This window comes from Lentzea sp. NPDC059081 (assembly GCF_042738015.1).
Classification (GTDB): Bacteria; Actinomycetota; Actinomycetes; order Mycobacteriales; family Pseudonocardiaceae; genus Lentzea.
This window is the reverse complement of the sequence record NZ_JBHYGW010000024.1, coordinates 70,692-94,901: the sequence shown is the minus strand read 5'-3', so window position 1 is coordinate 94,901 and position 24,210 is coordinate 70,692. Positions and strand designations below refer to the sequence as shown.

The 24,210-nt window shown below is 71.8% G+C and carries 19 protein-coding genes; 6 read left to right on the top strand and 13 right to left on the bottom strand.

Going from position 1 to position 24,210, the window contains the following annotated elements; translation table 11 throughout:
* Positions 1–19: 19 nt before the first annotated feature.
* The gene (locus ACFWV3_RS35820) at positions 20–916 is read right to left on the bottom strand and encodes a LysR family transcriptional regulator (RefSeq protein WP_382418099.1); all 897 of its coding nucleotides are present in this window, start codon (positions 914–916) and stop codon (positions 20–22) included.
* Positions 917–1,012: 96 nt separating this feature from the next.
* Here ACFWV3_RS35820 and ACFWV3_RS35815 point away from each other — a divergent pair, with 96 nt between their 5' ends.
* Entirely contained in the window at positions 1,013–2,089 is a 1,077-nt protein-coding gene (locus ACFWV3_RS35815) for an alcohol dehydrogenase catalytic domain-containing protein (RefSeq protein ID WP_382418097.1), read from the top strand.
* Positions 2,090–2,091: 2 nt separating this feature from the next.
* On the opposite strand, the gene ACFWV3_RS35810 is transcribed toward ACFWV3_RS35815, so the two are convergent.
* The 4 genes from ACFWV3_RS35810 to ACFWV3_RS35795 form a co-directional block, all read right to left on the bottom strand.
* Entirely contained in the window at positions 2,092–2,736 is a 645-nt protein-coding gene (locus tag ACFWV3_RS35810; RefSeq protein WP_382418095.1) for a dihydrofolate reductase family protein, read from the bottom strand.
* A gap of 85 nt (positions 2,737–2,821) precedes the next feature.
* Positions 2,822–3,493, bottom strand: a complete 672-nt coding sequence (locus ACFWV3_RS35805) for an AIM24 family protein (protein WP_382418093.1) — start codon at positions 3,491–3,493, stop codon at positions 2,822–2,824.
* Between the two features lie 19 nt (positions 3,494–3,512).
* Positions 3,513–4,868, bottom strand: coding sequence for a DUF2867 domain-containing protein (locus tag ACFWV3_RS35800; protein WP_382418091.1), 1,356 nt, complete (start codon positions 4,866–4,868; stop codon positions 3,513–3,515).
* Between the two features lie 11 nt (positions 4,869–4,879).
* The gene (locus ACFWV3_RS35795) at positions 4,880–5,458 is read right to left on the bottom strand and encodes a hypothetical protein (RefSeq protein ID WP_382418089.1); all 579 of its coding nucleotides are present in this window, start codon (positions 5,456–5,458) and stop codon (positions 4,880–4,882) included.
* Positions 5,459–5,547: 89 nt separating this feature from the next.
* Between ACFWV3_RS35795 and ACFWV3_RS35790 the strand changes: the two genes are divergently transcribed.
* The 5 genes from ACFWV3_RS35790 (at position 5,548) to ACFWV3_RS35770 (ending at position 15,573) form a co-directional block, all read left to right on the top strand.
* Positions 5,548–6,900 carry a cryptochrome/photolyase family protein gene (locus ACFWV3_RS35790; protein WP_382418087.1) on the top strand — a complete coding sequence of 451 codons (1,353 nt, stop codon included), beginning with the start codon at positions 5,548–5,550 and terminating at the stop codon, positions 6,898–6,900.
* Positions 6,901–6,983: 83 nt separating this feature from the next.
* The gene (locus tag ACFWV3_RS35785) at positions 6,984–7,538 is read left to right on the top strand and encodes an RNA polymerase sigma factor (RefSeq protein ID WP_382418085.1); all 555 of its coding nucleotides are present in this window, start codon (positions 6,984–6,986) and stop codon (positions 7,536–7,538) included.
* 11 nt (positions 7,539–7,549) lie between these two features.
* Positions 7,550–8,599 carry a hypothetical protein gene (locus ACFWV3_RS35780; RefSeq protein ID WP_382418083.1) on the top strand — a complete coding sequence of 350 codons (1,050 nt, stop codon included), beginning with the start codon at positions 7,550–7,552 and terminating at the stop codon, positions 8,597–8,599.
* A 531-nt stretch (positions 8,600–9,130) separates the two neighbouring features.
* Positions 9,131–14,329, top strand: coding sequence for a CHAT domain-containing protein (locus ACFWV3_RS35775; RefSeq protein ID WP_382418081.1), 5,199 nt, complete (start codon positions 9,131–9,133; stop codon positions 14,327–14,329).
* A gap of 344 nt (positions 14,330–14,673) precedes the next feature.
* On the top strand, positions 14,674–15,573 hold the full coding sequence (locus ACFWV3_RS35770; protein WP_382418079.1) for a S1 family peptidase: 900 nt from the start codon (positions 14,674–14,676) through the stop codon (positions 15,571–15,573).
* Here ACFWV3_RS35770 and ACFWV3_RS35765 read toward each other — a convergent pair.
* The 8 genes from ACFWV3_RS35765 to ACFWV3_RS35730 all read right to left on the bottom strand — a co-directional run bounded on the left by ACFWV3_RS35765 (position 15,570) and on the right by ACFWV3_RS35730 (position 24,045).
* On the bottom strand, positions 15,570–17,006 hold the full coding sequence (locus ACFWV3_RS35765; RefSeq protein WP_382418077.1) for an FAD-binding oxidoreductase: 1,437 nt from the start codon (positions 17,004–17,006) through the stop codon (positions 15,570–15,572). The two genes, ACFWV3_RS35770 and ACFWV3_RS35765, sit on opposite strands and share 4 nt — an antisense overlap.
* Before the next feature lie 43 nt (positions 17,007–17,049).
* Positions 17,050–17,973 (bottom strand): zinc-binding alcohol dehydrogenase family protein, encoded by a 924-nt coding sequence (locus ACFWV3_RS35760; RefSeq protein ID WP_382418075.1) that lies wholly within the window; start codon positions 17,971–17,973, stop codon positions 17,050–17,052.
* Positions 17,958–18,824 (bottom strand): dioxygenase, encoded by an 867-nt coding sequence (locus ACFWV3_RS35755; protein WP_382418073.1) that lies wholly within the window; start codon positions 18,822–18,824, stop codon positions 17,958–17,960. Before ACFWV3_RS35755 ends, ACFWV3_RS35760 begins: the two co-directional genes overlap by 16 nt.
* 3 nt (positions 18,825–18,827) lie before the next feature.
* The gene (locus tag ACFWV3_RS35750; protein ID WP_382418071.1) at positions 18,828–19,604 is read right to left on the bottom strand and encodes a citryl-CoA lyase; all 777 of its coding nucleotides are present in this window, start codon (positions 19,602–19,604) and stop codon (positions 18,828–18,830) included.
* Positions 19,591–20,730 (bottom strand): CaiB/BaiF CoA transferase family protein, encoded by a 1,140-nt coding sequence (locus ACFWV3_RS35745; RefSeq protein ID WP_382418069.1) that lies wholly within the window; start codon positions 20,728–20,730, stop codon positions 19,591–19,593. The genes ACFWV3_RS35750 and ACFWV3_RS35745 overlap by 14 nt, the downstream gene beginning before the upstream one ends.
* Positions 20,730–22,166 carry an amidohydrolase family protein gene (locus ACFWV3_RS35740; protein ID WP_382418067.1) on the bottom strand — a complete coding sequence of 479 codons (1,437 nt, stop codon included), beginning with the start codon at positions 22,164–22,166 and terminating at the stop codon, positions 20,730–20,732. Before ACFWV3_RS35740 ends, ACFWV3_RS35745 begins: the two co-directional genes overlap by 1 nt.
* A gap of 66 nt (positions 22,167–22,232) precedes the next feature.
* Positions 22,233–23,045 (bottom strand): IclR family transcriptional regulator C-terminal domain-containing protein, encoded by an 813-nt coding sequence (locus tag ACFWV3_RS35735; RefSeq protein WP_382418065.1) that lies wholly within the window; start codon positions 23,043–23,045, stop codon positions 22,233–22,235.
* Positions 23,046–23,073: 28 nt separating this feature from the next.
* Positions 23,074–24,045, bottom strand: a complete 972-nt coding sequence (locus tag ACFWV3_RS35730; RefSeq protein WP_382418063.1) for a TerC/Alx family metal homeostasis membrane protein — start codon at positions 24,043–24,045, stop codon at positions 23,074–23,076.
* Positions 24,046–24,210 lie beyond the last annotated feature (165 nt).

Below are 24,210 nucleotides of genomic sequence, written 5' to 3'. Positions count from 1 at the left end.
GGCCGGGGCCCGGCCGGCGTCACCCCTGGGCGGTCGTCCTGATCGCCTCGGTCACCGCCGCGACGGCCGCCGTGGCCGGGCCGGGAAGCCGGGCGACGAGCACCCGGCGCAGCTCGGCGGGCGCGCCCTCGACCCGCAGGACGGTCACCCCGGCGGGCAGCACCGGCACCATGCTCTCCGGCACGGTCGTGACACCGGCACCCCCGGCGACCAGGTGCAGCTTCGTCAGCCAGTCCCGTGCGCTGTGGACGACCCGCGCCCGCCCCGGCAGTCCCGGCCAGACGCCCAGCAGCGGTTCGGCCGACGTGGACGGCGTGGCGACCCACGGCGCGTCGACCAGCTCGTCCACGTGGACCGAGGTGCGGCCGGCGAACGGACCGGCGGCGGACGCGGCGAGGAGCAGCTCCACGTCCTGGACGGGCGTCACGTGCAGGCGGGGTGAGTCGCCGTCGGGCGGCCGGTGCGGCGGCCGGGAGGTCAGCACCGCGAGGTCGATCGACCCGGTGCGCAACGCCCGTGCGAGCGCGGGGGTGGTGCCTTCGCGGGTGGTCACGCGGACCCACGGCGCCGTCGTGGCGAGCCGGGCCAGCGCCGCGGGCAGGAGCACCGGGCCGGCGCTGAGGATCACGCCCACCCGCACGACCTCCGCGCGGGGATCACCGGACAGGTCCTGCCCGGCGGCGTCGACGGACGCCAGGATCGCGCGGGCGTGCCGCAGCAGCGTCAGCCCGGACCGGGTGAGCCGCACGCCGTCCGTGCGCCGCTCGAACAGGGTGGCGCCCGTGCTCCGTTCGAGCGCGATCGCCTGCCGGGAGACCGCCGACTGCGTGTAGCCCAGCTGCGCGGCGGCCGCGGTGAAGCTGCCCGACTCGGCGATCTGGCACAGCACCCGCAGGCTCGCGCTCGACACGTCCATGCCGACCACGCATACCAGAGATGCTCGATCTTCGCTTCCCGCATGCCGGTTCCGCTCCTAGCGTCGCAGGGGAACAGACAGTGAGGAGCTCTTCCCATGCGAGCAGCGACGTTGACGGCCTTCGGGTCCCCGCTCACCGTGCACGAGGTGCCCGACCCGCGAGCCGGTGGTGGTGAGGTGGTGGTCGAGGTCCTCGCGACCTGCCTGGCCCCGTACTCGGACGAGGTGTTCAGCGGTGCACGGCGTTATCCGCTCGAACCACCGGTCATTCCCGGAGTCGGCGGCATCGGCCGTGTGGTGTCCGTGGGTCCTGATGCGACGAAACTCCGCGAGGGGGACCTCGTGTGGTGCGACTGCACCGTGCGTTCCCGCGACGACGCACTGACGCCCGACATCACGTTGCAGGGCTGGAGTTCTCGCGGCGAAGGCGGCGCACGGCTGGCCCGCTATCTGCACGACGGATCGTTCGCCCAGCTCATGCGAGTGCCGACCGAGAACGTCCACCGACTGCCTGCGGAAGCCGACCCAGCGAGGTGGTCCGCACTGAGCGTGCACACCATCCCGTACGGCGGTCTGCTGGCCGGCGGCCTCCAGGCGGGGGAGACGCTGCTGGTCAGCGGGGCGACCGGCAACCTCGGCAGCAGCGCCGTGGCCGTCGCGCTGGCCATGGGCGCCGGGCACGTGGTGGCGCCCGGCCGCAACCGGGCCGTGCTCGACCTGCTCGCCGACCGGTTCGGCACGCGGGTCACCCCGGTCGAGCTGACCGGAGACGAGGACACCGACCGCGCCGCCATGAGCGCCGCCGCCGGTCCGGTCGACGTGGTGCTCGACGTGCTGCCACCCGAGGCACCCAGCATGGTGGCACGGGCGGCGGCCATGACCGTGCGGGAGCAGGGGCGGGTCGTGCTGATGGGCGGCGTCGGCATGCTCGGCGGTCCCGAGCTCGCGCTGCCGTACCCGTGGATCATGCGGAACTCGGTCACCGTGCGCGGGCAGTGGATGTACCCGCGCACGGCGAACGTCGGCATGATCCGCCTGATCGCCTCAGGCGCCCTCGACCTCGCCCCCGAACGCGTCACCACGTTCGGCCTCGGCCAGGTCAACGACGCCGTCACCCACGCGGCCGCGCACGGCGGACCGTTCGAGCGCACGGTCCTGGTGCCGGCCGCCTGACGTCACTTCCGCCAGAACAGGTGGTGCGTCACGCCGCTGGAGCTGGGCACGACGTCGAGGTGGAACCGGTCGAGCAGCTCGTCCGGCGACTTCCACAGCGGCACGCCGTGCCCCAGCTCGACCGGCGCCACCGCGACGTGCAGGGTGTCGATCAGGTCGGCGTCGAGGAACGCCCGGACGGTGGTGGCACCGCCGCCGATCCGGACGTCCCTGCCCTGCGCGGCCTCCTTGGCGAGCCGGAGCACGGCGGCCGGCTCGTCGTCCACGAAGTGGAACGTCGTGTCGGACAGCGTGAACGACGGCCGCACGTGGTGGGTCAGCACGAAGACCGGCGTGTGGAACGGCGGTTCGTCGCCCCACCAGCCCTGCCAGTCTTGGTTCTCCCACGGACCGCGGTGCGGGCTGAACTTGTGCGCTCCCATGATCTCCGCGCCGATGTTGTGCGCGAAGTCGCGGGTCAGGTAGTCGTCGAGCCCGCGGCTGCCACCGGGGTCGGTGCGGTTGGGCCAGCTCGCGGTGGCACCGGCCCACGCGAACATCGTGCCGGGATCGGCGTGGCCGAACGGCCGGTCGAGGGTCTGGTCCTCACCGGCGCCGTACCCGTCGCTCGACACGACGAAGTTCTGGACCTTCACCAGCTGGGTCATGGGTCTTCCTTCCGTTCCGGGTCGAGGGGTGGACCGCGCCGCCCGCGCGAACTCATCGGTCCGGGACCGACGAGTTCCGCGTCACCTACTGGGCGGTCGGGACGGGGTGACCCTCCGACGCCTGCACGACCACGATGCCCTGGCCCTGCAGCGCGAGCTGGTACGCCTCGCCGGAACCGCGGCCGATCACCGCGCCGAGCTTGGCCGTCTTCTTGATCGACGACCGCAGCGAGGTGGACCACAGGACCGCGGACTGCATGTCGACGTACGTCGGCACGTCCACGTTGAGCACGACCGGCGTCCCGTACGCGGTGACCGCGAGCGCCCCGGTGCCGGTGAAGGTGGTGTTGAACAGGCCGCCGCTGAGCATCGACGCGCCCTCGGTGCGGTTGATGTCCCACTGGAGCGTGCTGTCGAACGCGAGCACGTTCTTGCCGTTGACGGTGACGCTCTCGTTCTCCAGGTACAGCACGAAGATCTCGTCGGCGTCCTGGGCGAGGAACACGTCGCCGCTGCCGGAGACCTTCATCAGCGACATGCCCTCGCCGGTGAACGCCTTCTTGAACAGCTTGCCGATGCCGCCGGCGCCCTCGTAGGCGAAGTCGACGTCGCCCTGGTAGGCGACCATCGAGCCCTGCTTGGCGAAGAAGAACCCGCCGCTGCCGGTGAGGTCCACCTTGAGCATCCGCTCGTTCTGCAGCTGGAAGCTCCCGGGCTCGACGGCCCGCTCCTCGTGGTTGAACAGTGAACTGCGCATGCGGAGATCATGCAGGTGATCAAGGGCTCGCGCACGCCTTTCGGACGATCCCGCGCGCCATGGTCGCGAACACGATGTCGTGCAACGGTTTCTGCGCCACCCAGTACAGCTGCCCGAGCAGCCCGTCGGCGGTGAAGGTGACCTTCTGCCGGTAGCGCGTGCGGTCGCCCTCGCGATCGACGCGCATGTCGAGGAGGGTGTGGCCGGGCATCTTCATGTCCGCTCGCAACACCAGGTGCCGCGCGTCGTCGTCGCGGTGCACCACCGTCCAGAAGTCGACGACGTCCCCTTCGCCGACCTCCGGCGCGCGGCCCCGGTACAGGCCGATGCCGCCGAAGAGGTGGTCGATCGCGCCACGGACAGTCCACACGAGAGGGATCGTGTGCCAGCCGTCCTTGCCGCCCAACGTGTTCACCGTGCGCCACACGTCCTCCGGCGACGCTTCGGTCAGCACCGTCCGTTCCTCGGTGAACACCTCGCCGTTGGTGTCCTCCGGCTCCGGTTCGATCGCGGCGCGGATGGCGTTGTCGACGCTCGTCAGCCCGCCGGAAGGCTCGGGCAGCACGTCGGTGACGGGCGGGCCGTCGGTCACGAGGTCGTGGTCGAGCGACTCGAACAGCGGTTCCGCGACCGCGGCGGACACGGGCGTCACCAGCCCGGCGACCTGCGCGGCGAGCTTGTGCGACCAGACCGGCGCCGGCAGGGGCATCCTGACCGGGAGCCGCAGCACCCGCGCGCACCGCTGCACCAGTTCGAGGTAGCTGAGGCGCTCGGGGCCGAGGACGTCGAACACCCCGTCGACCGGCTCCGGCACGTCGGCCGCGGCGACCAGGTAGTGCAGGACGTCGGCGACCGCGACCGGCCTGCTGGTGTTGTGCATCCACGACGGCACCGGCACCCACGGCGTGAGGCGCGCGGACGAGCGCAGCAGCTCGAAGCTCGCCGAGCCGGCACCGATGATCATCGACGCCTGCAGCACGAGTGCGGGCACCCGGCCGGAGGCCACCACGTCGCCCACCTCGGCCCGCGAGGCGAGGTGCGCGGACAGGCCGGGGGAGTCCGGGCGCGGCCCGCCGACGTAGACGACCTGCCGCACGGACGCGGCCGACGCCTCCGCCGCGAGCACGACGGCGGCCTCGCGGTCGACGTCGGCGAAGTCCGGCCGGTCCAGCGAGTGCACGAGGAAGTACACGACCTCGTTGCCCGCCACCGCCTCCCGGACGGCGTGCGGGTTTGTGGCGTCACCGACGTGCACCAGGACGTTGGTGGGGAAGAGCGTCGCCTGCGCGCTGTCGCGCACCAGCACGGCCACCTGGTGGCCGGCGGCGACGAGCTCCGGGACGAGGCGCGACCCGAGGTGCCCGGTCGCGCCCATCACGAGACACCTCATCGGATGCCGGTCCGGTTCTGCAACGCCCCGATCTTCGTGCCGTACAGGAAGAACACCGCCATGAACACCTCGATCTGCTGCTGTGACGACAGTCCGTCGAGGTCGACCGCGACCTCGGTGTACCGCACGTCCGCGTCCTCCGCCAGCCGGCGGTTGAAGACCGCCCGCGCCACGTCCTGGCTGCGCTCGTCCACGTCGGCGTGGAACAGCCAGCGCAGGTCGCAGTCGGGCGGCAGCGGGTGCCGGACGAGCTCGGCGGGGTAGCGGGCGGTCATGACGCGCGCGGCCGTGTTGAGCGTGTGGGCGACCAGCAGCGGCCCCTTGCCGAAGTGGTCGACCATCGCCACGAGCTCCTCGAGCGTCGCGACGTCCTCCTCGATGCTGACCGGCGTGCCGATGTCGAGGTCGAGGCGTTCCATCGCCATCGCGACGTTCTCGAGCACCTGCTCGGGGTCGACGACGAGCCGGTCGCCGAGGTGCGCGCTCGCGCGGTGGTGGTGCGGATCGAGTAACTCCTGCGCCTCGCGGTCGAGGTGTGCGGGCAGCAAGTCTTCGTGGTCGGTCGTCACGCGCATGAACTGCCCGTTTTCGGGTAGGCGCAACCGTCCATTCACGAACGAATGAACGTGGGTTGCCGGTGGGCGGCACCGGGTACCGCTCACCGATGAGGACGTCGATCGCCCTGTTCACCCGCGACCTGCGGGTCCACGACAACCCGGTGCTGCACGCCGCGGCCGCGGCCGACCGGTGCGTCCCGCTGTTCGTGCTCGACGACGCGATCCTCTCGTCCTCGTTCTTCACCGCGAACCGAGCCTCGTTCCTCGCCGACTGCCTGACCGATGTGGACTCCGCGCTGCGCGACCGCGGCGGCAGGCTGGTCGTGCGCAAGGGGAAGACGGTCGACGAGGTCGCCAGGATCGTCCGCGAGCACGACGTCACCGAGATCCACGTCGCCGCCGACGTCAGCCGGTACGCCCGCCGCCGCGAGGAGGCGTTGCAGGCGCTGGGCGTGGACCTGCACGTGCACGACGCGTCGATCAACGCCGTGCCGCCGTTGTCCCTCACGCCGTCGGGCGGTGGCGACCACTTCGCCGTGTTCACGCCGTACTTCCGCAAGTGGGAGACCGTGCAACGCCGGGGCGTCCTGCGGGCGCCCGCGAAGCTGACCGTGCCGCGGCTCGGCGGCGAGGTGCCGAAGAACCTGCGTCACGGCACCCCGTCACCGGATCTCGCCCAGGGAGGCGAGACGGCCGGCCGGAAGCTGATGACGAGCTGGGTCAACGGCGGGGTGGACGACTACGCCGGCCTGCACGACGCGCTGGCCGACGACGCCACCTCCCACCTGTCCCCGCACCTGCACTTCGGCACGGTGTCGGTGACCGAGCTGATCGACCGCACCGGCACCGCGTCGGAGGGCGCCCGCGCCTACGTCCGCCAGCTCGCGTGGCGCGACTTCCACCACCAGGTGCTCGCCGCCCGTCCCGAGTCCGCCACGAAGGACTACCGCACCCGCGACGACCGCTGGCGCCGCTCGGACCGCGACTTCGAGGCGTGGCGGGACGGCCGCACCGGCTACCCGATCGTGGACGCGGCGATGCGCCAGCTCGCGCGCGAGGGCTGGATGCACAACCGCGCGCGGCTGATCGCGGCCAGCTTCCTGTGCAAGACGCTCTACCTGGACTGGCGGCGCGGCGCCCAGCACTTCGCCGACCTGCTGGTGGACTGCGACCTGGCGAACAACCAGATGAACTGGCAGTGGGTCGCGGGAACGGGCACCGACACCCGCCCGAACCGCGTGCACAACCCGCTGGCGCAGGCCGGCCGCTACGACCAGGACGGCGCCTACGTGAAGCGCTACGTGCCCGAGCTGGCCGACGTGGACCCGCGGTACGTCCACGAGCCGTGGAAGCTGCCCGAGGACGACCGGGCGGCGCTCGACTACCCTCCGCCGATGGTGGACCTGCACGAGGCCGCCGACCGGTTCGCGGCGGCACGCGGCCTGCGCCCACGTCACTGACCTGCGGGTTCCGGCTTCCTGAACACTTTCGTCGCGCGGTGGCAAAGACGGGGTGCAAGGGAGAAGCGAACCCTAGGAGCTTCATGTCGTCAGACGCGGAACTGATCGGCAGATCGCTGCGCGGAGACAACGACGCCTTCGTGGAGGTGATCAGCCGCCACGAGACCGCGATCGGGAACTACCTCGCGCGCAGGGTGGGGCGTCAGGCCGCCGAGGACGTGCTCGGTGACGTGTGGGTGGCGGCCTACGAGTCCCGTGCGACCTACGACCGCTCGTACCCCGAGGCCAGACCGTGGCTCTACGGGGTCGCGCTGAACAGGCTGCGACGCCACTGGCGGTCCGAACCGGCCGAGGACCCCGCACCGGACCTCACCGGCCTGGCCCGCGACTGGGACCCGTGGCCGGCGGTGGACGCCCGCGTGGACGCGCAGGCACCGCTGCGCAGGGCGCTGTCCCGCCTCAAACCGGAGGAACGGGAGGTGCTGGGCCTGGTCGCCTGGGAGGACCTGACCGTCGCCGAGGCCGGCCGGGTGCTGGACATCCCGGCAGGCACGGCCCGCCGCCTGCTGCACCAGGCGCGCAAGGCGTTGCGAGAGGCCCCGGAAGTGGCCGCGCTGCTCCGAGTCCCGACGACGTGAGAAGGCGACTCATGGACGAAATGGATCTGATGAAGAAGCTGAGCGACGTGCCGTCCCCGAGTCCCGAGGCCTACGACCGTGCCCGCACGGCACTGCGGACGGCGATGGCGGACCAGCCGATGAACACCGTCACACGCCCGAAACGCCGATTCTCCTGGCCCAGGGCGAGCATCGCCGCCATGGGCGCCGCAGCCGCGGCAACCGCCGTGGTGATCGCCACGACGAGCGGCGGCACCCCGGCCACCCCCACCGAGGCAGCCGCCCCACCCGCCGTCGAGTCCCCGCTGGTGAAACTCGCCTCCGAGGTCGAGGCCGCCGCCCAGCCGGGCGACGCCTCCCTGATCATCGGCACGAAACCGGCACCGGACGGCTCGCCGTACGTCTTCTACACCGTCTACAGCGACAAGGGACAGGTCTTCCACGGCGGCGACCCGAAGGACCTGGCCGCCACGGTGAAGAGGAACGACGACCAGGCGACCGACTTCGACCGCAAGATCATGGCCGCCGCCCGCCTGGCCGCGACCGGCGAGGTGGACAAGGCCAAGGACGGCATGCTCACCGCCGCGAACAGGAACTTCCTGGGAATCGGCGTGAGCCCCGCCGAGGCGGACAAGGAATGGGCGGACGCCCAGGCAGAGGTCGCCGAGATGTTCCGCAAGATGGGCAAGGAGCCGCCCGCCCCCAAGCCCCGCCCGACGGGCAAGGCTCTCGAGAGCCTGAAGAACAACCACCTGTGGAGCAACGCCACCCACGCCCTGTTCGTGGGCGCCGCCAACGCCGAGGTCCGAGCAGGCGTGCTGAAGCTGTTCTCCACCATGAGCGACGTGGTGACCGTGGTCGAGAGCTTCGCCGACGGCAAGCGAGTGCTGACCCTCACCGCGATCCCCGAGATCCTCGGCGGCGACGCCTCCTCGGCACTGACCATCGACGCCGACAACGGCCTCCCGATCCGCAACGAGGTGTTCCCTGCCAAGGACTCGCCGACTCCATCGCAACACGCGGTGGTGAGCTACAAGTCCTCCCGCGTAACCCTGGCCGACGTGGCGGCGGGCAAGATCTGACGATCGCTGAACCACACGCCAACGGCGAAGCCGAAGCCCCAGCCAATGCCGGAGGCGAGGCGAACAAAACCCCCGCACTCCCCACCGCGATGCCGAAGGCGAGCCGTGCAGACCTGACGCCGATGGGTAGCGGTGCACCCACTCGTGGTGTGGCGATTGGGGCTTGACTTTGGGTGCGAGGTGCTACCACTTGTGGATCGGCCGGGTGCGGAGCATCCGGCCTTTTCCGGCCGACTGAGCGCCTCGCAAGGGCCCCGAAGTCAAGCCCCAATCGCGGATCGTCGCGGAGCGGCGATGAACCCAGTCTTTCGTCCGAGGTGCACGACCACGCTGGAACAGGCACCCGACCGCAAAGGCGACCACGCCGGAACTCGCTCGCCCCACGCTGGAACAGGCACTCGACCGCAATAGGCGACCACGCCGGAACTCGCTCGCCCCACGCCGGAACTCGCCACCACCCCCTGTAACACCCCACCCCACCAGAGCGAGGAATCACCGCAGGCGGCAGCACCACCGGGAGAGCGGGTGCCCATGGCCGAGTTCACCCTCCACGGCCGTGCAGCGGAGGAACCGGCCCGCGACGACGAGTTCGCGGAGCTCTACGGCGCCGACGTCGGCTACGTGGTGCGCCGCGAGGTCGAGATCGCGGGCGTCAGCCGAGGCGACTCCGACACGGTGGTCCTGACGGGCGAGGACGACGACGTGGTCGAGGTCGAGGACACCGACGGCATCGTCACCTTCTACCGCGCCGCCACCCTGGCCGGTCTGGCACGGGACGCCAGGACGGACGTGGCCGCGTACCTGAACCAGCAACGCAGCCGCGGCGAGGGCGCGCGGATCGCGGCCGTCCGGCGCTCGAAGGTGGTGCTGCCACCCGCCGTCGCCCAGGCGATCGAGGACCTGGACGCGGTGTTCGCCCCCGGGCAGACGCGGCCGGGCCCCAGGCTGACGCGGTCGGGTGCGGGGCTGACGCGGTCGGGTGCCGGGCTGGTGGCCGGCCGGCTGGCGGGGTACGTGCTGGACCCGGCAGCGAAGAAGGCCGCCGAGGCGCTCACGAGCTGGATCGACGAACCGGTGCGCGACGACGCCGACGAAGCCGTGCGACGCCGCAAGCCCAAGACCCGTGGCGTGTACCGGGTGGACGCGAAGCTGTTGCTGGAGAAGGAAGGGCTGCTGACCGCGCCGCCGTCGGACGGAGCGGACCCCTACCTCGTGCTGGTGCACGGCACGTTCTCGCACACCGAGGCCGCGTTCGGGAAGCTGCGCGGCACGCCCGAGTGGGAGCGGATCGTCGACCGCTACGAGGGCAGGGTGCTGGCGGTCGAGCACGCGACCCTGGGGCTCACCCCCGCGCAGAACGCCCTGGACGCGGTGCGGCACCTGCCCGACGCACCGCTGCACCTCGTCAGCCACTCGCGCGGCGGGCTGGTCGGCGAGGTGCTGAGCTACGCAGCACGGCACGACCCGGTGCTGGACGCCTACGGCGAGCTGGACCACCCCGACCGCGCTGCCCTGCCCGCGCTGCACGGGGAGCTGGCGCAGCGGAACCTCCGGGTCGAGCGGTTCGTGCGCGTCGCCTGTCCCGCCATGGGCACCACGCTGGCGTCGGGCCGCATCGACCGGTGGGCCTCGTTCCTGTTCAACGTGTTCACCCTCGTGCCGGTGCTGCGCGAGACCGGGATGGCCGCGCTGGTCAAGAAGTTCCTGCTGGCGATGCTGGAGCAGCGGACCGATCCCAGGGTCATGCCGGGGCTCGAGGCGCAGATGCCGGAGTCGCCCTTCCTGCGGATGCTGCTCGCCGCGCCCGAGCTCGACGACGGGCTCGCCTCCATCGCGGGAGACGTGCAGGGCAGGGGTGTGCTGAACCGGTTGCTGACGCGCGGCGCGGACCTGTTCTACGGCGAGGACCACGACTTCGTCGTCCCGACCTCGTCGATGTCCGGCGGCGTCACCAGGAAGGGCTCGCGGCGCGCGTTCTTCCAGGGGCCGTCGGTGAACCACGGCGGCTACTTCGCCAACGAGGACAGCCGGCAGGCGCTGGAGAACTGGCTCGCGGGCAACACCGCGCACGGGTTCGACGAGCCCCCTTCGCCGCAGTGGCCGGTCAAGCGCGGCGAGGCCGTCGAGGTCACCGGCGAGGTCCTGCTCGTGCCCGACCTGTTCGGCTCGACCCTGAGGTTCGGGGGCCAGGTCGTGTGGCCGGACCTGGCGCAGCTGGTCGGCCGCGGCCCCGAGGTGGTCCTCGCGGGCCGGGAGGGCGAACCCGGCGACCTCGTCGGCGGCTACTCGCTGCTCGGGTCCGCGCTCGCCTCACGGCACAAGTTCGACCCCTGGGAGTACGACCCACGTCGCACCCTCACCGAGCTCGCGACCGACCTGCGGGCAAGACTGGAGACCAGCACTCCGCACGTGGTCGCGCACGGTGCCGGAGCCCTCGTGCTGCTCGCCGCGCTGGCCCAGGGCGACCTGCGGTCGCGGTGGAGCGCGGCCGGCGGCCGGGCCGTGCTGCTCGGACCGCCGCTCGACGGCAGCTGGCTCGTCGAGGCGCGGCTCAGGGGCAGGGACGCGTTCACCGCGGCGCTGGCGTTGCTGGACCACACCGCGGACGCCGCCGGGGTGGGGACCTGGCTCGGCGAGTGGGAGGTGCTGCGGGACCTGCTGCCGGGACAGGAGGCACAACAGCGGCGCGACGCCCTGCTGCCGCCGAGCTGGACGGGGATCAGCGCGGTCTGCGGCAGCGCCGAGCAGACGGTGTGCGGCAGGACCGCCGACGACGAGTACCAGGTCTCCCCGAACGGTGACGGGTTCTCCCTGCGCCCCGGCGACCGCGCCGACCGGCCGCGGACCTGGTACGCGCTCGTGCCGCACGCGGACCTGCCCTCCGACCAGGACACCGTGGCCGCCGTCCTCGACCTCCTCGCCGGACGGACGCCGGGCAAGCTGCTCACGGACCCGACCACCGCGCCGGGAGCCCCCGGCCCGCTCACCGACCCGCGCGGGCTCATGGTGCTCCCCACGGCGGAGGAGCTGGTCCGCCTGGCCTGGGGCGGCGGGCGGTCCGCGACGCGGCGCAGGGTGCTCAAGGTCGGTGTCGTGCACGGCGACCTGCGCTGGGAAGGCGGCGCGGTGCTCGTCGGGCACCAGGACGGCACGCCGATCAGCGGGGCGGAGAAGGCCCTCGACGCCCACCTCCAGGGCGCGCTCGAACGGCGCGCTGCGTTCCGCCAGTACCCCGGCAGGCTCGGGACGTGCGAGGTGTTCGGGTCGGCCGACGGACCGGCGGGGCTCGTCATCGGGCTCGGCGACGCGGGCGACCTGACCCCCGGAGCGCTGACCGCCGGCGTCACGCAGGCGGTGCTGAGGCTCGCCGCCGTCAGGGAAGACCGGACGCCGCAGGGTGTGGTGCCGGAGCCGTTGTCGATCTCGGCGGTGCTCGTGGGCACGGCGCTCGTGCCGCCGATGCCGGTCGAGAACTCGCTCACCTCGATCGTCACCGGCGTGCGCCAGGCGAACCGGCGGCTGGAGGACCTCCGCTCCCCGGTCGTCGTCGACGACCTGAAGATCGTCGAGCTGTACGAGGAACGGGCGATCCAGGCGACCAAGGCGGCCGTACGGCTGGCGCAGAGCCTCGACGTCAAGGGCGGCGAGGTGGTCGTCGAACGCCGCATGCTCCGCGGTGTCGACGGTAAGCCCGGTGAGCCGTCCGCCTACCGCGAGGGGATCTGGCGGACCGTCCGGATCGTCGCCGAGGAGAACGAGGGCGGCGAGCAGGGCGCGGCCGCGCTGTCGTTCACGAGCATCGGCCGGTCCGCGCGCGCCGAGCAACGGGTGAACACCGCCCAGCGCAAGCTGCTCGACGCACTCGTCACCGAGGCGATCTCGGACGAGCAGCCGGACGAGCAGCTGTACAACACGCTGTACGAGCTCCTCGTCCCGAACTCGTTGAAGGGACAGGGGTACGGCAGCGAGAACCTGCTGCTCCTGATCGACGAGGAGGCCGGCGCGCTGCCGCTGGAGATGCTCGCCAGCCGGTCGCACGACCTCGACGTGCAGCCGCTCGCCGTCGAGGTCGGGGTGATCCGCCGGCTGGAGACGCGCACGTTCGCCGAGACGACCCGCCCGTCGTCGGGGCACGCCGCGCTGGTGATCGGCGACCCCGCGCGCACCGGCATGCCGGAGCTGCCCGCGGCGCGCAGGGAGGCCAGGCAGGTGGCGGACCTGCTGAGGTCGAGGGGCTACGACGTCACCTCGATCATCGGCGACACGGACGACGACGACGTCGTGCCGATCCTCAACGCGTTGTTCCGCCACGAGTACCGCATCGTGCACATCGCCGGGCACGGCCACCTCGACCCGGACGACCGCTCCCGCAGCGGGGTGGTCATCGGCGACGGCGTCTACCTGAGCGCCCTGGAGATCGCGAAGATGCGCACCACCCCGGACGTCGTCTTCCTCAACTGCTGCCACCTCGGCGCCATGCGGATGAAGGACCACCGCACCCCGCGCGCCGACCTGTTCGCGTCCAGCATCTCCCGGCAGCTCATCGAGAACGGGGTGCGCGCCGTGGTCGCGGCGGGCTGGGCGGTCGACGACAAGGCCGCGTACAGCTTCGCCACCACGCTCTACGGCGAGCTGCTGGGCGGCAACGAGCTGGGCATCGCGAGCCTCAACGCCCGCAAGGCCGTGTGGGAGGGCCACCGCGCGACCAACACGTGGGGCGCCTACCAGGTCTACGGCCCGCCCGCGTTCCGGCTGGACCCCGCGGCCGGCGGGTCGTCGCGACGGGAGGAGCTGGTGGCGCCCCGCGAGCTGGCCGACGAGCTCGAGTCGGTGAAACGACGGGCGGAGGACGCGCCGGACGTGGAGGCCGCGGCGTTGGCGAAGGAGCTGCAGCTGCTGCTCGACGCGACGCCGAAGGAGTGGCTGGGCGGTGAGGAGCTCTCGGCGGTGGGCGACGTCTGGGCGTTGCTCGCGCGGTACGAGCAGGCGGTCACCTGCTACCAGGCGGCGCAGGACGACTGGGACGCGGCCGGGTCGGTCAGGTCCTTCGAGCAGCTGCTGAACGTCCGGGCGAAGTGGGCGGTCGAACGCATCAGGAGCGCCGACACCCCCGGCCCGAAAGCGGCCGACCTGCTCAAGCTGGCGGAGGACGCGGCGAACGTCCTGCTGGAGATGGGCAGGACGCCGGAGCGCTACTCGCTCAGGGGAGGCGTCGCACGCCGGCGCGCGCTGTGCGTGGCGAACGATCCGCAGCTGCTGACGAGCGCCCTGGCCGAGGCGCGCCAGGCCTACCAGGACGCGGTCGACCTCTACCGCGAACGCCACGGGTGCGTCCACTTCTACCCGGCGCTCAACGTGGTGGTGCTCGGCTGGCTCGTGTCCCGGCGCGACGAGCGGCAGCCGTTCGCCGAGGACGAGGCGCGCAAGCTCATCGCGGGCTCCCTCGTCTCCGCGCGGGCGATGCGCCGGCCGGACTTCTGGTCCCGCGTCACGCCCGCCGACGCGAAGCTCGCGGAGGCGCTGATCTCCGGGGAGCTGGCGGAGAACGTGGACGCGGTGGCCGAGGAGTACTTCCGGGCGTTCGCGCAGTCGAGCCTGCGCGCCCGCGCCGCCGTCTTCGAGCACCTCGACCTCGCCCTGTGCGCGCTGGACGGTGTCGCGTCCGCCGGTCCTGCCGTCACGGCTCTGGAGAGCTTGAGGGACCGGGTGACCGCGTGGAGCCCGCAGTAGAACGTGTGCTCTCCTCACGTCCCACCCGCAAGACTTCGTGCAGGTCAAGCCTTGCTCAATTCGGGTGCACCGGTCTCGTACGGTCCCTAACCTCGATCCATGAGGCTGCTCCTGTGGTTCACCGTCGCGTGCGTGTGCGCGCTGAACGGTGACCTGCTGCTCGCGGCCACCACGATGGCGTTCCTGCTCGGCTGCGCCACCGACCGCGGCCGCTGCTGAGTCCCGCAGTCCGACGAAACGGTCTAAACCGGTCCGCCTCCCGGTACGTACCCCCCAAGTGAGTGGATCTCCGGTCCGCTCGCCGCCGCACGACGAACTCCCCAGACCGTTCGCGAGAGGCCACCATGGGTGCACACCACGACGACCACCGCCGTCCGAAGATCATCGCGGCCGCCGTCGGCTTCGTCGCCGTCGCCATCACCGCCGCGACCTTCACCGCCAGCCAGGCGGCGCCCGACGTGCGCACGGCGCCCGAGAAGGCCGCGGAGACGTTGCGCGAGAAGGCGACCGCCACCGGCACCGCGTGGGCCACGGACCCGAGCACCGGCGAGGTCGTCGTGACCGCCGACAGCACCGTCACCGGTGCGAAGTGGGACAGCCTGAAGTCCACCGTGGACAAGATGGGCAAGGGCGTGCGGCTCCAGCGCACCGAGGGCACGTTCCGGCTGTTCGCGGAGGGCGGCGACGCGATCTTCGCGGGCAACAGCCGCTGTTCGCTCGGCTTCAACGTCGTCACCAACGACAACCGCCCCGCGATCCTCACCGCCGGCCACTGCACCGCCGCTGGACGCCAGTTCTCGCTCAACGCCGGTGGCAGGGCGGCCGCCACCGTGGCGCGGTCGACGTTCCCGGGCAACGGCGACTTCGCGCTGCTGACCTACAACAACCGCGACACCAACGCGCCCAGCCAGGTCGACACCGGCAACGGCGGCAGGGTCCAGATCCGGCGCGCCGCCGAGGCCCAGGTCGGCAGGCAGGTGCAGCGGATGGGCAGCACGACCGGCCTGCGCTCCGGCCGCGTCACCGCCCTCAACGCGACGGTGAACTACCCGGAGGGCCGGGTGACCGGCCTGATCCAGACGACGGTGTGCGCCGAGGGCGGCGACAGCGGCGGTCCGCTGTTCGCCGGCAGCGACGCGATCGGGCTGACCTCCGGAGGCAGTGGTGACTGCCGCCGCGGTGGTGTGACGTTCTTCCAGCCCGTCACGAAGGCGCTCGCCGCTGTGGGCGCACGAATCCCCTAACGGACCGACTGGGCGAAGGCGAACACCTTGTCCGGGTCGTACTTCGCGGCAACCTCCCGCAACCGCGCGAGGTTGCCGCCGTAGTACGCCTCCGCCCACTTCGGCATCTGCGGGTCGATGTAGTTGACGTACCCGGTGTCGCCGACGAGGGCGCCGAGGCCGTCCCGCACCTCGGCCACCGCACGGGCGGTCTCGGTGGCGCCCTCGGGCGGTGTCTTGAAGTAGATCTGGGCGGACGCCAGTGCCGTGCGGTGCGGGAACGCCGTGGCGTCCGGCTTGACGTCCGCCACCGCGCCGCCCAGGCCGTCGAAGATCAGGTACGACTCGTCGGACCGGCCCTTCATCAGCGCCACGGCCCGCGCCGGGTCGCCGATCGGCTCGCGCACGATCCGGGACGACGCGACGAACGACTCGTGCTCGACCCCGGTGCCGGCGAAGTACTTCACGGCACCGGAGTAGCCCTGCGGCTGGAGGAACCGGTCGGCGGGCGCGGGCAGTCCGGACAGCAGCGACGCCAGACCGCTCACGGACCCGATGAAGCACCCGCCGACGCGACAGGTCGGCTGGGCGCCGCCGCGGATGTTCACGTTGGCCCACAGCTCGTTCGGCGCCTGCGCGATCCACGTCTGCCACGCGCCGAGCACGTCCGCCGTCGCTCCGGCGGCGTACTCCAGCGAGAACACCGTGACCTCGGGAGCGGGCACGGTGGAGAACACGAACTCGGTGACGATCCCGAAGTTGCCGCCACCACCGCCGCGCAGCGCCCAGAACAGGTCGGGCTCCTCGTCGGCCGAGGCCGTCACCAGCCGGCCGTCCGCCGTCACGACCTTCGCCGACACCAGGTGGTCGCACGTCAGCCCGTGCTTGCGCGCGAGAACCCCGATGCCACCGCCCAAGGTGAGGCCCGCGACGCCGACGGACGGGCACGTGCCGGTGGGCAGGCAGCGGCCGGACGCGGCGAGCACCCGGGACACCTCGCCGAGCGCGGCACCCGCGCCGATGCGCACCTGGTCACCGGGCAGCACCTCGATCGCGGCGAGGTCGCGCAGGTCGATCTGCAGGCCGTTCTCCGGCGTCGAGTACCCGGCGTAGCTGTGGCCGCCGCTGCGGGCCGCGATCGGCGCCCGCAGCCGGGCCGCCTCGACGCAGGCCTGCACGTCGGCGGGGGAGGAGACGCGGGCGATCGCGGCGGGTTTGCGGCTGTCCCACACCGGGTTGAAGCCCTGGTAGGCGAAGTCGTCCCCACCCGGCAGCAGGAGCTGACCGGACAGCCGGGAGCGCAGGGCGGTCCAGTCGGGCGGTCCACTCGGAACGGTCGAACTGGACGGTGGCGCGCTCGGCGCCGGACCCGGTGGGGGCGTGGTGGTGCAGGCCGCGAGAGCGGCGCCGGCACCGGCCAGTCCTGCGACTTTCAGAAACCCGCGTCGATCCACCCGACCGATACTGGCACGACTTGATCACGCGTGCGCGGAACGGCTACGGGACCAGCACGATCCTCCCGTTCGCGGAACCGGAGGCCTGCCGGGCCCACGCGCCGGCGACGTCGGCGAACGGCATCACCTCGTGGTCGACCGCGAGCGAGCCCTCCACAGCGTGCCGGGCGATGGTCGTGATCGCCTCGGCCCGTTGCTGCGCCGTCAGCTCGTTGTTGGTGTATCCCGACAACCGCAGCGAACGGCTGCGCAGCAACGACGAGCTGACCGGGCACGTCTCCCCGGCCGAGCCACCGAGGTTCACCCACCGCCCGCCGGGGCGCAGGGCCTGGGCGGCGGCCGCGGCGGGAGCACCGAACAGCGGGTCGAGCAGCAGGTCGGCACCGGCCGCGACCTCGGCGAAGTCGGCGTCCAACGCCACCACGACGTCCGCTCCGGCCCGCCGTGCCCGTTCCCGGCCCGCTTCGGACCGGGCAGCGGCCACGACCCGTCCGGCACCGGCCAGCCGTGCGAGCTGGATCGCGGCCTGCCCGACGGCGCCGGCACCCAGCACGATCACCGTCTCCCCGGCCGCGAGCTCGCCGCGCCACGTCAGCGCCGTGTGCGCGGCGACCGCGGAGAGCCCGAGCGCGGCCATCGCGACGGGATCGACGCCGTCCGGCAGGAACACGAGGTCTTCCTGCCGTGCCAGGGCTCGCGTCGCCATGCTCCCGTCGCCGGGAGCCATCCCCGCCGTGGTCGGGAACCACACCGCGCGCCCGTCGACCGTCCCGACACCCTGCACACCGGGCACGTACGGCGTCGTGGGCACGCCGAAGTACGACGTTCCCGTGGCGCACAACAGGTCCAGCGGCGTGAGAGGCGCCGCCAGGACGTCGACGACCACCTCTCCGGACGACGGGGCGGGTTCGTCCCGGTCGGCGAGCGACGGCGGCTGACCGGGACGAACGATCAGTGCTGCGCGCACGGCTGGAGCACGAAGTCGTAGCGGGCCTCGACCCACGGCACGTCGATCGTGCCGCCGTCGGGCGTCGGACCGGGCTCGCGCGGCTCGAACGTGACCACCAGCTCCTGCTTGGTGCCGAACACGACGTCGCTGTCGAGGTACTCCGCGCCCTCCTCGAACAGGTGCGTGATCAGCGGCTCGTGGTCCTCCGCGGTGACCAGGAAGTGCACGTGCGCCGGCCGGAAGTGGCTGATCTCGGTCTGCTCGATCAACGCGCCCACCGGGCCGTCCATCGGGATCGAGTAGCCCTTCGGCGCGATCGTGCGCACGCAGTAGGTGCCGTCCTCGCGCGGGTGGTACTTGGCCCGCAGCCGCGCCTCGTCGACGTCGAGCTGCGACTCGTAGGCACCGTCCGCGTCGGCCTGCCACACGTCCAGCACGGCACCGGCGACCGGCGACCCGTCGAGCGACCGCACGGTTCCGGTGACGTAGAGCGGGGTTCCCTCCACGTCGTCGGACATGTCACCGCCGAACTCGAGCTCGGGGGAGCCGTCGATGTGGAACGGCCCGAGCACCGTCGCGGGCGTCGCGGCGGGGTCGAACCGGTGGTTCATCTGCACGACCAGCATGCTCAGCCCGAGCACGTCCGAAGCGAGGATGAACTCCTCGCGCTTGGAGTCGCTGATCTGGCCGGTGGCCGTGAGCCACTGGATCGCGGCCATCCACTCGGCCTCGGTGAGCCGGACCTCACGGGCGAAGTCGTGCAGGTGCTTCACGAGCGAGGTCAGCAGCTGGGCCGTGCGCGGGTCCTTCGCGGTGGCCCAGCGCTGCTGCGCCAGCTCGGTGATGTTGTCCTCGGTGACGAGCTGCATTGCTCACTCCTCTGCGGGCGCGACCGACCGCGTGTTCGAGTCCACGGACAGGAAGATGTCGTTGGCGACCGGGTGGCGCAGCTCCTCGGCGAGCTGCCCGATCAGTCCTGCGGTGCGGGCCAGCAACGCGAAGCCCCGCAACAGCTCCAGCGGCAGGCCGAGGTCGGCGAGCGCGGCGCCGCACGTGCCCGCGCCGTTGAGCGGCAGGGTCTTCCCGAGCACCCGCGGGTGCACCCGCCCGATCGCGGCGAAGAGCGAGAGGTGCGGCCCGGTCAGGCCTTCCTCCTCCGCGATCTGGAACAGCCGGGGCGTGCGCGGGTCGCCTGCCTTGTGCACGTGGTGGCCGAGGCCGGGAATCCGTGCCTTCCCCTGCTCCTGCACGGTCTTCAACGCGAGCTCGTCCCAGCCCGCCTCGTCGGTGGGCAGGTCGGCGGTGGTCACCACGGCGTTGAGGAACCGGCTCGCGTCCTCGGTCACGCCGAGGAACCTCGACCCGCCACCGAGCAGCCCGGCGGCGAGAGCGCCCTGCACCGAGTCCGGCGCGGAGAGGTAGGTGAGCCGGCTGACGATCGCGGTCGGCGTGAACCCGTGGTCGGCCAGCGCGGCGAGCACCGCCTCGAACAGCCGGGTCTCCCCAGGCGAGGGCCTGCGCTGGGTGGCGAGCCAGAACGCCAGCTCTCCGAACCCGACGCTGCCCATCACGTCCCGCGCGAGGTCCTTGCCCAGCAACGTGATCGTGTCGGGCGTCGACGCGCCGAGCGCCGTGTCATAGACCGTCACGGTCCTCCTTCAACCAGGCGCGCAGCTCGGCGCCGTGCTCGTCCAGTCCCGGCGGCGGGAGCTCGTACACCGCCGGGGTCTCCGAGAAGCGGATCGGGTGCCGCGTGGTCGGCACGTCCCCGACCACCACGACGGGGTCGAGCCCGAACCGTTCGGCCATCGCGAACCCGCCGTCGATCGTGTTGATCGGCCCGCACGGCACCCCGGCCGCCACGAGCAGGTCGAACCACTCGACGGCACTGCGGGTGCGCAGCCGTTCCTCCAGCACCGGCCGCAGCTCCTCGCGGTTGCGGGTGCGGTCGGCGTTGCGGGCGAAGCGCGGGTCGTCCGGCACCTCCGGCAGCCCGAGCACCTCGCACAGCTTGCGGAACTGCCCGTCGTTGGCCGCCGCGACGATGAGGTCGTTGTCCTTGGTGGGCAACGGCTCGTACGGGAACACGCTGGGGTGCGCGTTGCCCATCCGGAACGGCACGGTGCCGCCCGCGACGAACGCAGAGCTGTGGTTCACCAGGCCCGTGAGCGCCGACGACAGCAGGTTGACCTCGACGTGCTGGCCCTGCCCGGTCGCGTCGCGGTGGCGCAGCGCGGCGAGGATGCCGATCACCGCGTGGTTGCCCGCCATCACGTCGAACACCGAGATGCCCGCGCGGTACGGCGGCCCGTCCGGGTCGCCGGTGAGGCTCATCAGGCCCGAGATCGCCTGCACCATCAGGTCGTAGCCCGGCACGTGGCTGCCCTCGCCCGACCCGAACCCGGTGATGGACGCGTAGACCACCTTCGGGTTGTCGGCGCTGACCGAGGCGTGGTCGAGCCCGTACTTCGCGAGGCCGCCGGGCTTGAAGTTCTCGATCAGGATGTCGGCCCGCCGGGCCAGCTCGCGGCCCAGCGCGGCGTCGTCGGGGTCGCGCAGGTCGAGGGCGATCGACCGCTTGCCCCGGTTGACCCCGAGGTAGTAGGTCGAGACGTCCTCCCGCACGGGCGGCATCCACGTGCGGGTCTCGTCGCCCTGGGGCCCCTCGACCTTCACGACCGAGGCGCCCATGTCGGCGAGGAGCATCGTGGCGTACGGGCCCGCGAGCACGCGCGAGAAGTCGGCGACGAGCAGGCCTTCCAGCGGTCCACCCATCAGACGGACGTCCGGGTGTCGCCGCGGTAGTCCGTGTACGTGTACGGGTTGTCCAGCACCTTCGACTCGGGGATGTCCGGGTTCATGCCCTTCTCCCACGCCTCCTCGCCCAGCTGGCCCTTGAGGTGCTCGACGGTCTGCTCGACCTGCGAGCGGACGTTCTTCAGGTCGACGTCCACGAGCTTGTGGCCGCGCTTCACGATCCGCCCGTCGATGACGACCGTCTCCACGTCGGACCGTTGCGCCTGGAACGCCACGTGCCCGTACGGGTTGAGGATCGGGAACATCGCGGGGGAGTTCTCGTTGCGCAGCACCACGATGTCGGCCTTCTTGCCGACCTCGATGCTGCCGAGGTCCGACTCACGGCCCAACGCGCGCGCTCCGCCCATGGTCGCCCAGTCGACGACGTGCTCGGCCCGCAACGACGAGTGCGTGACGGTGTCATTGTTGGCGTGCGCGGCCATGTGCTCGCGTGAGCGGTCGGCGCCCAGCGTCGTGCGCATCGCGGAGAACAGGTCGGCGCTCCACCACACCGAGGTGTCCATCGACAGCGACACCGGGATGCCGTGCTTGCGGATCGCCCAGGTGGGCGGGTAGCCCTGGCCCGCGCTCTGCTCGCTCTCGGTCGACACGGAGATCGACCCACCGGTGGCCGCGATGCGGTGGTAGGCGTCCTCGGTCAGCGACGCGGCGTGCACGTAGACCGTCTCCGGCGTCATGAACCCGTTGTCGTACATGAGCTTGATGCCGTCGTCGTTCGTCGCGCCCCACACGCCCGCGTGGGTGGTGACGGGGACGCCGAGCTCGCGGGCGACCTCGAACGCGGGCTTCTCCGGGAACGACGGGTCGCCGGTGACGTCGAACGCGAGCTGGAAGCCCAGCACGTCGTCACCGGGGGTGATGCGCCGGCTCACGAAGTCGCGGAACTCGGGCTTCGCGGTCCAGGAGGCGGGGCTGTCCTGGATGTTGCCGTACGCCAGGACGAACCGGCCGGGCACCGCCTGCAACGCGTCGACGGCGGCGTCGGCGTGGTCGACCGTCTGCAGGCCGTGCGACCAGTCGACGGTGGTGGTGACACCCGCGTCGATCGCCTCGACCGCGCTGAGCAGGTTGCCCGCGTGGATGTCCTCGGGGCGGAAGACCTTGCCCCACTCCAGGTAGTACCAGACGAAGTACTGCGTGAGCGTCCAGTCGGCGCCGTAGCCGCGCATCGCGGTCTGCCACATGTGCCGGTGGGTGTCGATCATGCCGGGCATCACGATGCCGTCGGCGGCGTCGACCTCCTCGGTGCCCTCGGGGACCTCCAGGCCCTGCCCGATCGCGGCGATCCGGTCGCCGACCACCAGGACGTCGTGACCGGCCAGCACCCGGTGCTGACCGTCCATCGTCAGGACCGTGCCGTTCCGCAGGACAACAGGACGTCTTTCACCGACCATGACGGGCCTCCTCGACCGGCAGGCGGACAACTGTCCGTTGAATCCTCAACCTTCTCCGGTCACCCGTCAAGCTCCTGGCCGGAACTCGACGTGCGGCACCGAGCCGAGGCGCGCGAAGTCGGCACTGATGTCGCCGGCGGCCTGCAGCAACAGCGGGAGGTGGTGCTCCAGCATCCGCTCGACGGACGTCTCGGCCGCGTGGCAGTTGACGTTGAGACCGGCCACCACCGTGCCGTCGCCGTCGCGCAGCGGCGCCGCGATCGACCGGATCCCCGGCGCCAGCTGCTCGTCGGTCATGGCCCACCCGCGCGCCCGCACCTCCCGCAGCACGGCGTCGCGCTCGGCCGCGTCCGGCTGCCACCGCGCCGTGAGGCCGGACCGGGTGGGCTGCGCGAGCACCGCCTCCAGTTCGTCCGGTGGCAGCGCCGCGAGCTGCACCTTTCCCAGCGACGTGGGCAGCGCCGGGAACTTCGTGCCGATCTGGACCGACAGCGTGACGATCTTCGGCACCGCCACCCGCGCCACGTAGACGATGTCCGGCCCGTCGAGCTGGGCGATCGAGCACGACTCGCCGGTGCGCGCGCCCAGCCGTTCCATGTGCGGCCGGGCCACGTCCCACAGCCCCATCGACCGCACGTACGCCACACCCAGCTCCAGCACCTTGGGCGTGAGCGCGAACCCGGCCTCGCCCTGCCGCACGTACCCGAGCTCGACCAGGGTGAGCAGGATCCGCCGCGCGGTCGGCCTGGCCAGGCCCGTCACCGCCGCCACCTCGCTCAGCGGCATCACCGGGCGCAACGGCCGGAACGAGCGGATCACGTCGAGTCCGCGTGCGAGCGCCTCGATGAAGTCGGGGCCGGTGTCAGGTCTGGCAGGCATGCGGTCACGATAACGGACAGTTGTCCGTTCAGTCGGTCCCGACGTCGGCCTTCCGGGTGGCGCGCAGGCTCGTCAGCGTGACGACGCCGAGGGTGACCACGATGACCGCCAGCGAGAGCGGCGTCGGGATCTCCGGCACCGCGGGCCAGATCCCGTGCGCCCAGTGCAGCACCAGCTTCACGCCGATGAACGCGAGGATCAGCGACAGCCCGTGGTTGAGGTGCACGAGCTTGGCCAGCGCGGTGTGCAGCACGAAGTACAGCGCGCGCAGGCCGAGCAGGGCGAACGCGTTGGTGGTGAACACGAGGTACGGGTCCTCGGTGATGCCATAGACGGCGGGCACCGAGTCGATCGCGAAGACGACGTCGGTGGCGAAGATCGCGACCACCACGATGGCGAGCGGGGTGAGAGCGCGCCGGCCGTTCTCGGAGACGAGCATCTTCGTGCCGCGGTAGTCGTCGGTGACCGGCATGAGCTTGCGCATGAACCGCACCGACCGCATCGTCGAGACGTCCTTCTCGGCGGTGGCCTCGCCGGTCATCGCCGAGTGCAGGATCTTCACCGCCGAGGCGAGCAGGACCAGGCCGAACACCAGGAACGCCCACGTGCCGGCGGACAGCATCGCGGCACCGGCGGCGATGAACACGCCGCGCAGCACCAACGCGCCGACGATGCCGTAGAGCAGCACCCGTTGCTGCACGGCGGGCGGCACGCTGAACGCCGCGAGCAGCAGCATGAAGACGAAGAGGTTGTCGACCGAGAGCGACTTCTCGACGACGAACCCGGTGATGAACTCGATCGACTGCCCGCCGCCGAACTCCCACCACAGCCAGAGCCCGAACACGAAGGGCAGCGCGAGGTAGAACACGGACCACCCCGCGGCCTCGCGCAACGACACCTCGTGCGGGCGGCGGGTGACCAGGAAGTCGACGACCAGCAACGCGACCAGCACGGCGATGCTGATGAACCACAGTGCGGGTGATGCCACGGAACCGGGCACGGAGCTCTCCCTCGAACGCGATCGTTCGAGGTCTCCTTCACCCGCGGGCGGGCGGCCCCCCGAGGACGCTGCGGAGCGTCCGTACTGACCGGGCAGGCGCTTGGGAAGTACTCCCCTCGGCGCGGACAGTATCACGGTCGTTAAAGGATAAGTAAAGCCGAAGTA